This window comes from Flavobacterium lipolyticum (genome assembly GCF_020905335.1).
GTDB lineage: Bacteria > Bacteroidota > Bacteroidia > Flavobacteriales > Flavobacteriaceae > Flavobacterium > Flavobacterium lipolyticum.
Genome location: NZ_JAJJMN010000001.1, coordinates 2,934,695 through 2,948,242, shown reverse-complemented (window position 1 = coordinate 2,948,242; position 13,548 = coordinate 2,934,695). Strand labels below are relative to the sequence as shown.

The window sequence follows — 13,548 nt, the reverse complement described above, 5'->3', positions numbered from 1 at the left end:
CAATGCTTAAAAAACACAGCCCCCAAGTTCTAATTTTTATACTTTTCAGTTTATTTTTCTCCATTAGTTCTCTTGCTCAAAAAAATATTTACGCCGGAATTGAAATCGGCCGCAGAACGATAAAAGTTTCTGTTCTCGATGTCAGTAATATTAAAAAAGCAGATTACAAAATTATCTATTATTCAAATGACGAAGGTCTGAGTTTCGCCAAACATATCACTGCTACTGGTGAACTTACTCAGGAAGATATCAATAAAGCAGGTCTTATCGTTTTTACTCAATTGACTAAAATAAGAGCACAATTTAAGATTCCGGAAGAAAATATCTTTTTAGTGGCTTCTTCTGTTTTTGGATCTGCTCGTAATGTTGATGCTTTAAAAAATAAGATCAGCACGCTAACCAACAAAGAGCTTGATATTATCAATGTTGATGAGGAAGCTAAAATACTAGTTAAAGGTTCTATACCACCTGTTGATTATGCTAACGCTCTGCATCTTGATATTGGTGCTGCAAGTACTAAAGGTGGATACATTGATGAACTTCAGGATGGTAAATTAGAGTTTATTCCTTTAGAACTTGATTTTGGTACGATGTCACTTACTGATGCCGTAAAAAAAACGGTTGCAAACCAAAGCCAAGCCAGCGACATGTCTGTATATCAGGAAAAATCTTTTGATTTTAATCCGATTGTTCGTAAAAAGATAAAGGATATGCTTGATGCAAATCCGCTTTTATTAAAAAAGGAAAAAATCTATCTGTCCGGTGGAGCTGTATGGGCTTTTACAACATTGTATTACAATGAGAATACGAAAGACCATTATCTGCCAATAAAACTGGAAGATGTTATCGATTACGATGCGGTTCTAAAGAATAATTTCAACAAGTTTAACACCCTTGCTAAAACCAACACCGAAGCTGCAAGAGTATTAAACATATACGACCAGAAATACCTTATTTCGGCAAATAACATACTACAGGCCTGCGTAGAGAGTATTCCTAATTTAGAGAAGAAAAAAATATATTTTGTAAAAGAAGGCCCAATAACCTGGTTGATCTCTTACATTGCAGACCGTTCTAAAAAGGTAAATACCAATTTTTAAGAACCTCATCATCAAGACAAAGCTTCAGAGAAATCTGAAGCTTTTTTTGTCTATGAAACATCTAATAAAATAAAAAGTAACATTGAGTTTTACACTAGTTTACAGCTTCATATCCGAGCTAATATTCCGAATGTATTTGCGATTTACTTTAAATGTTTTTCCGAAATTATAGGATGCATTTACTAAAATCATATGAGATGTATTTCTGTTGTCTAACACATAATAATTGGTATTATTTGTAAATCGCAACATTCTGTTTGCATCAGTATTCAAAATATTTCTATACTCCAGATTGATATTTAATCTGTCTTTTAAGAAATTTCGGGATACACTAAATGAGATATCAGGTTTCACTGAACGATACAAATTAAAATCGTAAAACCTGTCAATATAATAAGAGTTGATCGAATACATGGTGCTTTTATCTATATTCCCGCTAACCGATAAATCAAGATAATTTACAAACCCTTCATACATCTCATTCTCCTTCTTCATTTTTAATTTGGTATAACTATAGTTCAAATTAAATCTGGATTCTTTATAAAATTTAAATGAGACTGAAGTACCAACAGAACTACTACTATAAGAATCGAGATTTGTATTTTTAGAGATCATTTTGTAGTCATTTAGTTCATTAACAATAGAAATATTGTTAGACGATGTTAAGTAGCCGAAGTTTAGAGTTACATCTACTTTCTTTATATTCCTGACCAAATCGAGAGAAAAAGAATTATTAATTTCCGGCTCTATGTAAGAAGGATTGACAACTGAATTATTATTAAAATCCTGATACGTAAAATTAGAAATTGATCTTATACTTGGCCTGACAACGTACCGCTTATAATTGAACTCCAAATCTACTATCGAATCAAATTTCGAAAAATAAGTAAAATTTGGCAGGTAAAAATTATGATCAAAAACAGCTTCACTGTTTACTTTATCTCGAGAGAACTGAAATCTGTTGCCAAATGATACTGAATTATTAGGGTTTAAATCATAACTAAAACTGACAAAAGGGGTAACAATATTTTGCTTCACCTCACTCCTGTTTGTCACATTGTCAAAAACATAATTGCGATCGGTCAATACCAATGCCGATTGAATATAAAGTTTATCAATTGACTTTGAGATCGAAGAACTAAACGTCCATTCTGTAAATTTTTGATTCGACTTATTAGACTTATTTTCAATTTTATTATTATTACTTACATAATCTAAATTGAGTTTATACTCTAAATTATTTTCTGTCTTCTTCTCGTACCTTAAATTTGTGCTATAATCCCGAATAAGAAAAAAATAAGACGCCTCTGATAAATCCGGAAAAATACTCCTTCTGTTTTCATCTACTATGGAGTATTTGTTTCGCAGTGAAAGACTGCTTGATTTATCGATCTCAAAAATAGTAAGCATTGAAAAATTTGACTGATACAAAACCCTATGATTGGAATAGTTTAAAGTTTTATCATTGAACATTTCTTCTGAACTGTTATCGGAAACATTTTTAAGATTAGAAACATTCAGAATTGTCGAAAATTTATTTTTTTTATAAAACAGATTCAACCCTAAAAAATTGAACTCCTGCAAGAGCCCCAGCGTTCCATCAACTGTACCTTTTATATTATCAACATTACCATTATTGTCCTTTACTTTTATAACAAGTTCGGTCTCGCCATTGGACAAATTAAAATAATTCTCAACAATCTGAAAGGAAACAATGTTCTCAGATAATAGCTTAAAAAATTCTTCCTGAGTGATTACTTTGTCGTTATAAATATAGTTTTTGATTTTTTTGCCTTTAAAATAAACTGTCTTGCTATTATCCAAAGTAATATTCTCAACGCGTCGCAACGTTTTACCCATGTTTTCATTTTTCAAAATTTCTTTGGGCAAATGAAGTTTATAGATACCAGCTTTTCTCTTATTTTTAATAATTTTTATCTCTTGAAGGATTTCCACTTTTGAGGAGTCGACCCATTCATTTTTAACTATTTCCTGAGCGAAAACAACAAATGAATTTATAGCGAACAATAGCGTAATTATTTTTTTCATTCTGATACTTGGCAACGATAGCGGTTAAATTTTCAACTTATAAAGGCAAAATTTGGCGCAAATAAAACAAAATAAAAAAACTCAATTCTACTATTTTTATAAAAAAAGTACCACAAGAAGCGTATCGGATAAGATACTATCTGGCCGAGATAATATGAGTCAGATTTTAAAAGTTAGCTGATTCTGAAATTATATATTTCGATCTCCAATTTATTTCAAAAGCATAGGATACTTTCAGAAAGTTCATCTTTATAAACCAAAAAAATTGCACCAAGCCAAAAAGACTTTGTGCAATTTTAAATCGAACTCTTTACCAAGTTCAGTAATCAACTAAAAATATCTTGACTTCTTAGAATCTAATTTCCCGGCTTCCTTCGCAACCTGATCTTTTGCATGTTTTAAAAATAAAATGCATCTATTTTCGATCAATTTATCATAATCGTTATTGTTATCTTGCCCTTCTTTATTTATAGATACTACCGCCGTTTCAAACAGATATTCCATAATCTTAGTTTCTTTTTCATTTTCATGATCAAAAGGAAGCTCAATCTCCTGAATGTATTTTAATAATGAGAACAAACTGTTTATCGATAATTGATCTGAAAAGTATCCTAAATGCAAATAAATAAGTCCTAAACCAACTTGCTCAATCACTTTTCTAAAGAGCACCCTTTTAACAGCCACATGATTATCACTCAAATAATACTCTGCATCATCAAAAAGCTGTTTTGCCCTTAAAACTTTGTCTTTCTCATATTTTTCTTTGAATTCAGATTCCCAACTAGGAAGATGTTTTTTAAAATAAACAGTATAATAAGGAGCATTGTAAATTAAAAGTCCGTGCGTTTTGACATAATCGAAAAAATACTTCCGGTATGTCTTTTCCTTACGGATTAATTCTCCTGAATGGCTAAGAATGGTTACCTGATGCCTGCCTTCAAATTTTTCCAGAATAAGTCCTTCCATTGAGGAGATTTCATCTTGAGTTTGATCCAGACTAATGATCAGCAGATAAAAATGATACCCAGGAAGTTTATCAGAATAATTTTGGGGCTTACTTTTCTGATCGTGAAGTATGGTATAACCAAAACAGTAAACACATCTTATGTTTGATTGAGTTACCATCAAATCGTTAATACTTTTTAAAGCATCTTCAACAAAATAATCGGATGGAATCTTTTCGTTGAAAATATACTTTCCGGTACATTCTTGCCTGCTTAATTTCTGCATCTTTTCCTTACATAATGCTTTATACTCCAAAAATAATCTGTTCAATTCTTTCTGCATTGACTCCACTTTTATTTTTGCCTTAATCATCAGCTCCGGATCTATATCACCCATCTCTGTATTTTGCATAGCACAGGAATAAGCTTTATTAAGCATTACAACTATCTCATTATGAACTGCCATATTCTTATTGAGTATTCTTTTAAATGAAGGCGCATATTTGATGATGTAATCATATTGCTGAAACAAACAAGTATTGCTAATAAAGACGGCAGTGAAAAATTCTGAGGCACAGATATAAATATACCTTAAGGTCTGATACAAGGCAAATACGGCTTCTTCATTTTTATTTTTTCCGCTATAAACCGACACATTTCTAAAAGATACCACTGCAGCTTCCATATCAAGAGAGAATCTTTTTTTTGCTTTTTTAAGCAGCTTTTTAGAGGTGTCTTTCCGAGGGTAAAAAACTTTAGCTCCCGGTTCAAAATAAATTAATTCTTTTAACGTACAATGCTGAACAAAGTAAGGCTTTCCATTTTTAAAGCCCTTTTTAGCACAGTCAGAATCCATAAACTTAAAAATAAACTCGGGATAGATACTTATTACTTTCTCCTTTACCTGATCTAAAACCTCCTCATCCTTATCGGTCTCTTTTTTTAGAATAAAAGTGATGACTGTTACTTTATTGCTTTTAGTAAAAGACACATAAATGGCTTCTGCTCCAACAAACGGAAGTAAGTTTACAATAGCCATTTCTAATCGTTCCTTATAGGGGTTTTTCGGATCTATTCTGAGTATATAATTCATCTTTTATTCTTTTTATGTTAAACCTCATCGACCTATCTTTCCTTTACTTTCATTTTACAACTTAAAGAACGCCTGAGAATAATAGCTTTATTTTTCTTCTGAAATTTTGACTACCTTACCCTTTAGTAGTGTATTTTATGTTTTTTTTTGTACGTTTGTTTAAAACATCATTTTGTGCTTTTTTACTTACAAATATATAGATTTTATCCTATAAATAGCAATAAAAATATGTTATAATCTAAAAATAATTGCAATGATCGTAAATAGAATCTTACAAATTATTGAATATAAAGGAATTAATAGAAGAAAATTTTATATCGAAACGGGGCTTTCTAACGGCTTTTTGGATAAGGTTAAAGATGTTGGTGCCTCAAAAATAGAGCAGATACTTCGCATTTATCCTGAAATTAATCCGGAGTGGCTCCTGACAGGAAAAGGGCATATGCTTGAAAATGCTGCCTTTTTTGAGTATGAATGGGGAATTAAAATGAGTGAAATTGAAGAACCTTCTACTGTTTACGAAGTCACCACTACAAAAACACTTAAGAAGCAGTTTGTACCGGTCTATGATGTTGAAACTGCTGACGGAATGGTTTCCCTGTTTAAAGAATCTGAGGAAAAACCAATTGACTATGTCTCTGTTCCAAACTTACCCAAATGCGATGGCGCTATTTATGTAAGTGGAGATCGCATGTATCCTTTTTTAAAGAGCGGTGATCTGATCATTTATAAGAAAATGAGCAGCAGAATCGAACATATTATTTGGGGAGAAATGTATTTGGTTTCTGTAGTAACCGATGAACCGGAAGAATTTCTCCTGATCCGATGGGTACAAAAATCAGACAAAGGAGAGGAATGGATTAAACTGGTCAGTGAAAACAGTCGATACGAATCGAAGGATGTTCTCCTTAAAAATATTGAAGGATTAGCTTTAATAAAAGCGACAATTCGGATCAATTCAAACTTTTAACATTAAACACTAACAATCAAAAACTTAACTAAAATCCCCTAAAATTGTGAATATCTATTTCACAATTTTAGGGGATTTTTTTTCGGTAAAATCTATCTTTGGCATCCTTAAAAAATAATAAAGATGAGCGCAACTTGGTACGAATGCAAGGTAAAATATAGAAAAACGGACGAAACCGGAGGGCAAAAAGTTTTAACAGAGCCTTACTTGGTAGATGCTTTGTCTTATACAGAAGCTGAAAGAAGAATTAATGAAGAGATGTCGGCTTATATCAGTGAGGAATTCAAAATCACCAATATAAAAGTGGCTAATTACGCCGAAATTCACCCTTTTGAAAATACAGACCGTTGGTTTAAATCCAAAGTCTCTTTATTGGCTTATGATGAAGAAAGCGGTAAAGAAAGAAAGTCAAATATGTACATGCTGGTTCAGGCCAATGATGTGAGAGAGGCTTACGACAACACGCTGCATGTAATGCAAAGCACCATGGGAGAATATTCTATCCCGGCCGTTTCTGAGTCCCCTATTATGGATGTTTTTCCTTATTTCAGTGGAGAAGAAGGAGAAACGGAGCAATTGGAAAGATTTAATAGACTAAAAGCATCTAAACCTGCACAAGCAGCTGCGGAGGTTGTTGACCATATGGAGTTTGAAACTGCATTAGAGGAATAGGTTTTAAAATTAATGCAGGCTCTTTCAAAGAAGCTGTGAATAGTGTACACGAATCTGACAGCTTCGCTAAAGCGAAGACACGGATTTATACGGATTTCTTTTTTAAATTATAAAAAGCAAAAGCTTCGGAATTCTCCGAAGCTTTTTTATATATAGATTTTTGCACATTTTCTAATAAAAATAGATCAATACAAAATGTTGTGGGGCTGATAGAAATTATTCCTTTTATTAACGATTTCAGCTCTACATTTAAGAGACCATTTTATTACAACTGATTTTATAATTAGCGCTACCTTCTGGCATAAAGATTTGAATGTTTAAAAAGGGCTGAAAGCCCAAAAGCATAAAAATAGTGCAACGCACTATAAATTAAGATAATGAATTATATTGCCCTGAAAGGGCATAAGCAGCTATAAACAAAGTATAAGATCTTAATTAAAAGTTATGTTATAAAATAAGATATGTGCTTTTTGGGTTATGCTTTCGCCCTTACAGGGCTTAAACAATCATCATCATTATTGATGGTGCTTTGCACCGCACTATTGCTAAGGCTCTTTCAGAGCAACAGATCCCAAACACTTATCTCTTATGGGGTAAGCTGTAAATTATTATTTTTACAATTAAGTAATTATTAGGAAAATGCAAAACCTTTAAAGATTGCAAAAGGCTGTCACTTTCATTCCTAAAGTACTTTAAGATAAAGAGAATACTATTTTATTATACTGCGATCCCTCAAAATTAACTACAATAAAGAGTTCATTTTATCCTACTTCAGAAAAAAATCGGCATCGATTAAACGGTTTCCGGTGTCGTCGTAAACGGCGTAGTTAAAACCTCCCTGAATGCAATACGAACCATATTCTCCGGCTTTGTTCAGGGCAATAAAACCTACCTGAATGTCTTTTAAATCTTTGTTTCTGTTTTTGGTTAATTTCACAATTCGTGCAACGGCTTCTTCGCAGGCTTTTTGAGGTGATTTACCTTGTCGCATTAATTCCACCACAAGATGACAGCCCGAAATCCGGATGACTTCTTCTCCATGTCCGGTAGCGGTTGCGGCTCCTATTTCATTGTCGACATATAAACCGGCTCCGATAATTGGGGAATCGCCAACACGTCCGTGCATTTTAAATGCCATTCCGCTTGTCGTACAGGCTCCGGAAAGATTACCATTGGCATCCAAAGCAATCATTCCAATGGTGTCATGATTCTCAATATTGGCAATGGGTTTGTATTTGCTGTCTTTGAGCCATTCTTTCCATTCTTTTTCAGATTCCTCTGTCAGCAGATTTTCTTTTTTGAAACCCTGTGCTACCGCAAATTGCAGGGCTCCATCGCCTACCAGCATCACATGAGGTGTTTTTTCCATGACTGCTCTCGCAACCGATATGGGATGTTTGATGTATTCTAAAGCAGCAACTGATCCTATATTAGCGTTTTCATCCATAATACAGGCATCTAATGTTACACGGCCATCTCGGTCCGGGCGTCCGCCGTAGCCTACACTTCTTTCTTTAGGATCGGCTTCCGGAATTTTAACTCCGGCTTCGACAGCGTCTAAAGCAGTTCCTTTGTTTTTTAAAACTTCCCAGGCAGCTTCATTGGCCTGAATTCCAAATCTCCAGGTAGAAAGCACAATGGGCTTTTTTCCTTTTTTAGAAACTATGTTTTTCTCTTCTTCTTCCGAATTGGATTGAAAAGATTGCAAGGCTACCGCTACTGAAGCAATAGCTGCCGTTTTAATAAAATTCCTGCGATTTGAATTTGTCATATCTACTATTTTACGGGCCGCTGATCATTTTTTTTTTGCCACAGATTAGAGGATTCAAAGGATGCTCTAATCTGTGTTGTAAAGCTTTTTAATCGGTGGCATCTAATATAATCAAAACTATGCTGTATAAAGCAAACTTGTTGCGCCTAATAAAGCTGCTTTTTCGTTGTCTGTAGAAACAGCAACATTGATAGTGCTTCCAGCTTCTTTTATCTTTTTGTTGAAAATTGGTAGAAAAAATTCACTTGCGTTGGCAATTTTTCCACCAATGATGAAACTATCCGCATCGAATTTTTCCAACCATGGAATAACAATCGCGGCTAAATCTTCTCCCATTTTTTCAAACACTTCTATCGCGACTTTATCTTCGGCTTTGGCCAAATTAAAAAGCTCCAATCCGTTGTTTATTTTTTTTCCGCTTAAAGCAAAATAACCGGCTATAAGTCCACGTGCGGAAACATAATCTTCGGCAATTCCGTCTTGATAAGGCAGATCGTATATTTCTCCGTCTTTTGGTACTAAATCGCCCGTACTAATCGATTCGCCTTTGTCTATAAAACAAGCTCCAAGCCCTGTCCCTAATGTGATAGCCATTACTTTTTTAGAAAGATTTTCAGCATCTTTAAATACTTCTCCTTTACCAAAACAAACGGCATCATTTTCAAACAATATAGGAAAATCACCCGACAGCTTCAATTGATTCTGAAACAGATCGCGAACATTAAGTCCATAAAAATGCTCGTATTTTGATTGCCCTTTTATCCAGCAAACACCATTCGTATAGTCAAACGGACCTGGCATGCAAACAGCCAATCCTGTGGTATTTTCAACTTTTGAGTTTTCGATCGCGGTGCGAATTGCTTTTTCCCAGATGGTCATTACTTCTGCTACAGGCAAATTCGAATCGAAAGATTCTTTGTGCAGTGAAAAATCGATCACCTTCATGTCTACTATATCAATAATCGCTGCGGTGATATGTGTACCTCCAATGTCTAATCCAACGGCATATTCTTTATTCATTCTTTTGTATTTTGGATTTGAACCAATATGCGGATTAGAAAAATTTAGTTTTATTTTTTTCAACATTAAGAAATTAAGTTTATTAAGTCTAACGGCTTCATTTTTCTTAATTTCTTAATGGTGAATATTTTTATCTCTAGTTTTACTAATTCCTTAATGGTAAATATTTTAGTTTAAATGTTTTTATCTTTTAAAATTTGAGGATAATGAATGCTGGTATGTACAATCATTTCTCCAAATAGGGTATTGGCCCATGCAAACCATTTTCGGGTAAATTTGGCTACATCGTCTTTATGGAATGACTCGTGCATGAAACCGGTATCGGCATTTGTTTTGATCAGGTTGCTGATGCATTGTTTAATTTCCTGCTCGTCTACGCTGGTAATGGCTCTCAAAACGATACTCATTGGCCAAATGGTATCTGTCCCGGTATGCGGACCGCCAATCCCCTCTCCTGCTTTTCCTTTGTAGAAAAAAGGATTGTTTTCTGAGAGTACCACTTTTCGGGTATTCAGATACAATGGACTGTCGGGTGCTATCGCGCCTAAATACGGCAAAGACAATAAAGAAGGAACATTCGCATCGTCCATCATGTGGAAACTGCCATAACCGTTAACTTCAAAAGCTATGATTTTTCCGAACTTAGGATGTTCGATGATTCCGTTTTCTTCCAGTCCTTTTTGAACCTGTCCACGCAATTCTTTGGCTTTTGCCACCAAATCATCGTCTTTTAAAGCCGGTAAAGAGAAAATTTCGATCAGATACCCCAATACTTCGATCGCGAACATATTACTCGGAATTAAATAACCAAACAGCGTACTGTCGTCACTAGGTCTGAAAGTCGAAACAATTAATCCGCATGGTTTTACCGGATATCCGTAACCGCTTAAAGGTACTCCGTCTGTCGCCCAGGCTGTAACCCGTTGGAAATTGTAAGGTCCTTTATCGTGCATTCTCTGCTGCTCTTTGAAAGTCTGCAATACCAAAAGCATCGCTTCTTTCCACTTGCTGTCGAACAAACTGATATCTCCTGTTTCCTTCCAATAACCGTGTGCCAGTCGTATGGGGTAACACAAACTGTCGATCTCCCATTTGCGTTCGTGAATACCGGGCTGCATCTTGGTCATGTCGTTTTTCCACTCACTCACTTGCGCAAAATCTTTGTAGAAAGCGTTTGCATACGGATCTAGCAAAATGCATTTGGTCTGACGATTGATTACTCCTTTTACCAGTTCTGCTAGTTTTTTATCTTCTTTTACAAATGGAATATAAGGCCAGATCTGCGCTGTACTGTCACGCAGCCACATGGCATCGATATCTCCTGTAATGACATAAGTATCCGGTTTTCCGTCGATAATTTCAAAATCGACAGTGGTATCTAAGGTGTTCGGAAAACAGTTTTCAAACAACCAGGCAAGTTCCGGATTCGCAATTTGTTTTTTGATTCTTACAATGGCAGCTTCAATTGCTCTACTGGTAAATTTTCGTTCTGCCAACGGAGGTCTTTTGGTAATAAAATCTTTTAGTGCAAAATTGAATACATCCGATTGCATTCCGAAAACATCCGTTTGAAGCGCCAATAATCCTGCTGAAAAAATCCCTGTATTTTTTATAAATTTTCTACGTGACTGCATAGTATTATTTTGAAGTTGAATAAGAATATGGATAGGCACTTGAAGAAGTTCCTCTTTGTAAATTGGGTTTACTGCTCATGTCGAAATTGAATTCCCCTCCTTTTAATACTTCAAAATGGTTGATGAAGTTTTTGGTATGGGTGGTGTTGTTCCATTTTAATTCCTGAACGTATTTGTTGTCAGCTGAATTGTTTGGAGCATTGATGACCAAATGTTTTCCGTTTTCGAGTTCCAGCGTAATTTTCTTGAACAAAGGCGCTCCAAGTACATACTCGTCGGTTCCCGGGCAAACCGGGTAGAATCCCATAGCCGAGAAAATATACCAGGCAGAGGTTTGTCCGTTATCCTCATCTCCGCAATAACCATCCGGAGTGGGTTTGTACAAACGGTTCATCACTTCTCTTGACCAATATTGCGTTTTCCAAGGCTCTCCGGCATAGTTGTACAAATAAATCATGTGCTGAATCGGCTGATTACCGTGGGCATATTGTCCCATATTCATAATTTGCATTTCGCGAATTTCATGAATAACCGCTCCGTAATAACTGTCATCAAAAACCGGAGGTGTTGTAAAAACAGCGTCTAATTTAGCAGTGAATTTTTTCTCCCCTCCCATTAAACCAATCAAGCCTTGTACATCATGAAATACACTCCAGCTGTAATGCAAAGCATTTCCTTCTGTAAAAGCATCTCCCCATTTAAGCGGATTAAAATTTTTCGGGAAACTTCCATCTTTATTTCTACCGCTCATCCATCCGATTTCAGGATTATAAAGATTCTTATAATTCATCATTCTTTTTTCAAACAAATCGATTTCTTTTTTCGGACGATTTAATGCTTTCGCTAATTTCCAAATCGTAAAATCATCGTAGGCATATTCTAAGGTTCTTGCCGCATTTTCGTTAATTTTCACATCATAAGGAACGTATCCTAAAGTATTGTAATAGGATACTCCTTTTCGTCCTACTGCTTCTAAGAGACCTTCGTTATTGGCTCCGTGTACTAGGGCTTCGTACAGTTTGTTGATGTCATAACCGCGTAATCCTTTCATATAAGCATCTGAAACTACCGAGGCCGAGTTGTTTCCTACCATCACGTCGCGGAATCCCGGGCTTGACCATTCCGGCAAAAAGCCTCCTTCTTTATAATCGTTGATTAATCCTTCCTGCATTTCTTTATTAATCGAAGGATAAACTAAATTCAACAAAGGATACAAGGCCCGGAAAGTATCCCAAAAACCTGTTCCTGCAAAACTATAACCTGGTAATACTTTACCATTATACGGGCTGTAGTGCACCGTTTCTCCTTTTGCATTAATCTCATACTGTTTTTGCGGAAAACAAACGGTGCGGTACAAGCAGGAGTAAAACGTTTTTAATTGTTCTTCGCTTCCGCCTTCGGCATTTAATTTTCCTAAAACTTTATTCCATTCCTGTTTGGATTGTGCTACGGTTTCGGTAAATGATGCTGTACCTAATTCGTTCTTTAAATTCAATTCGGCTTGTTCGAAACTAATAAATGAAGAGGAAACTTTTACGTTTACGATTTCTCCCTTTTTAGTTTTAAATCCAATAACAGCACCTACATGATTGTCTTTTAATTCGAGTTTGTCTTTTTCTAAAACTTTCCCGTGCCAGGCAGCAGTAGTCGCAAAAGGCTTATCGAATTGCAGTACAAAATAGTTTTTGAAATTCTCATGAACTCCACCACTATTGCGGGTGGTATAACCGATAATTTTATTTTCGGACGGAATTATTTTGATGTAAGATCCTTTGTCAAAAGCATCGATTACGATAGAAGACTGTTCGTTTTCCGGAAAGGTGATCTGAAAATGTGCCGCTCTTTCGGTAGTGGTGATTTCTGTGGTTACATCGTAATCGGCCAGGTAAACGCTGTAATAATACGGCTTTGAAACCTCTGCTTTGTGACTGAACCAGCTTGCTCTTTCGTCTTCGGTAAAAGCCAATTTACCGGTTACCGGCATGATCGAAAACTGTCCGTAATCGTTCATCCAGGGTGAAGGTTGATGGGTTTGTTTGAATCCTCTGATCTTCTCGGCAGTGTAAATATAAGCCCAACCGTCACCCATTTTTCCGGTTTGTGGTGTCCAGAAATTCATTCCCCAAGGTCTGCAAATCGCCGGATACGTATTTCCATTCGAAAGACTGTGCAAGGACTGTGTTCCCATTAATGGATTTACATACTCTACAGCATCTATCGCTTTGATCTGTGCATTAACAAAACCGAAGCATTGCAATAGTCCTAAAAAAAGTAAACTCTTTATTTTCATGTTTT

The 13,548-nt window shown here is 35.4% G+C and carries 9 protein-coding genes; 3 read left to right on the top strand and 6 right to left on the bottom strand.

Going from position 1 to position 13,548, the window contains the following annotated elements:
* Positions 1 to 2: 2 nt before the first annotated feature.
* On the top strand, positions 3 to 1,100 hold the full coding sequence (locus LNQ34_RS12890; RefSeq protein WP_202703636.1) for a Ppx/GppA phosphatase family protein: 1,098 nt from the start codon (positions 3 to 5) through the stop codon (positions 1,098 to 1,100).
* Between the two features lie 99 nt (positions 1,101 to 1,199).
* On the opposite strand, the gene LNQ34_RS12885 is transcribed toward LNQ34_RS12890, so the two are convergent.
* Together LNQ34_RS12885 and LNQ34_RS12880 are read right to left on the bottom strand one after the other, a co-directional pair.
* The gene (locus LNQ34_RS12885) at positions 1,200 to 3,149 is read right to left on the bottom strand and encodes an outer membrane beta-barrel protein (protein WP_230000048.1); all 1,950 of its coding nucleotides are present in this window, start codon (positions 3,147 to 3,149) and stop codon (positions 1,200 to 1,202) included.
* A 330-nt stretch (positions 3,150 to 3,479) separates the two neighbouring features.
* Positions 3,480 to 5,186, bottom strand: a complete 1,707-nt coding sequence (locus LNQ34_RS12880; RefSeq protein ID WP_230000047.1) for a hypothetical protein — start codon at positions 5,184 to 5,186, stop codon at positions 3,480 to 3,482.
* Positions 5,187 to 5,439: 253 nt separating this feature from the next.
* Between LNQ34_RS12880 and LNQ34_RS12875 the strand changes: the two genes are divergently transcribed.
* Together LNQ34_RS12875 and LNQ34_RS12870 are read left to right on the top strand one after the other, a co-directional pair.
* Entirely contained in the window at positions 5,440 to 6,156 is a 717-nt protein-coding gene (locus tag LNQ34_RS12875) for a S24 family peptidase (protein WP_202703639.1), read from the top strand.
* Positions 6,157 to 6,279: 123 nt separating this feature from the next.
* Complete coding sequence (locus LNQ34_RS12870) at positions 6,280 to 6,828, top strand: DUF4494 domain-containing protein (RefSeq protein ID WP_202703640.1); 549 nt, start codon at positions 6,280 to 6,282, stop codon at positions 6,826 to 6,828.
* Positions 6,829 to 7,594: 766 nt separating this feature from the next.
* Here LNQ34_RS12870 and LNQ34_RS12865 read toward each other — a convergent pair.
* The 4 genes from LNQ34_RS12865 to LNQ34_RS12850 all read right to left on the bottom strand — a co-directional run bounded on the left by LNQ34_RS12865 (position 7,595) and on the right by LNQ34_RS12850 (position 13,543).
* A complete protein-coding gene (locus tag LNQ34_RS12865) occupies positions 7,595 to 8,599 on the bottom strand; it encodes an isoaspartyl peptidase/L-asparaginase family protein (protein ID WP_202703825.1) in 1,005 nt (334 codons plus the stop codon).
* A 117-nt stretch (positions 8,600 to 8,716) separates the two neighbouring features.
* Positions 8,717 to 9,685 (bottom strand): ROK family protein, encoded by a 969-nt coding sequence (locus LNQ34_RS12860; protein WP_230000046.1) that lies wholly within the window; start codon positions 9,683 to 9,685, stop codon positions 8,717 to 8,719.
* A 107-nt stretch (positions 9,686 to 9,792) separates the two neighbouring features.
* On the bottom strand, positions 9,793 to 11,253 hold the full coding sequence (locus tag LNQ34_RS12855; protein WP_230000045.1) for a glycoside hydrolase family 125 protein: 1,461 nt from the start codon (positions 11,251 to 11,253) through the stop codon (positions 9,793 to 9,795).
* A 4-nt stretch (positions 11,254 to 11,257) separates the two neighbouring features.
* Entirely contained in the window at positions 11,258 to 13,543 is a 2,286-nt protein-coding gene (locus tag LNQ34_RS12850) for a GH92 family glycosyl hydrolase (protein WP_230000044.1), read from the bottom strand.
* Between the last annotated feature and the right edge of the window lie 5 nt (positions 13,544 to 13,548).

Coding starts and splice junctions, on each gene's coding strand:
- LNQ34_RS12890 (WP_202703636.1), top strand. CDS start 3: ATGCTTAAAAAACACAGCCCCCAAGTTCTAATTTTTATACTTTTCAGT.
- LNQ34_RS12885 (WP_230000048.1), bottom strand. CDS start 3,149: ATGAAAAAAATAATTACGCTATTGTTCGCTATAAATTCATTTGTTGTT.
- LNQ34_RS12880 (WP_230000047.1), bottom strand. CDS start 5,186: ATGAATTATATACTCAGAATAGATCCGAAAAACCCCTATAAGGAACGA.
- LNQ34_RS12875 (WP_202703639.1), top strand. CDS start 5,440: ATGATCGTAAATAGAATCTTACAAATTATTGAATATAAAGGAATTAAT.
- LNQ34_RS12870 (WP_202703640.1), top strand. CDS start 6,280: ATGAGCGCAACTTGGTACGAATGCAAGGTAAAATATAGAAAAACGGAC.
- LNQ34_RS12865 (WP_202703825.1), bottom strand. CDS start 8,599: ATGACAAATTCAAATCGCAGGAATTTTATTAAAACGGCAGCTATTGCT.
- LNQ34_RS12860 (WP_230000046.1), bottom strand. CDS start 9,685: ATGTTGAAAAAAATAAAACTAAATTTTTCTAATCCGCATATTGGTTCA.
- LNQ34_RS12855 (WP_230000045.1), bottom strand. CDS start 11,253: ATGCAGTCACGTAGAAAATTTATAAAAAATACAGGGATTTTTTCAGCA.
- LNQ34_RS12850 (WP_230000044.1), bottom strand. CDS start 13,543: ATGAAAATAAAGAGTTTACTTTTTTTAGGACTATTGCAATGCTTCGGT.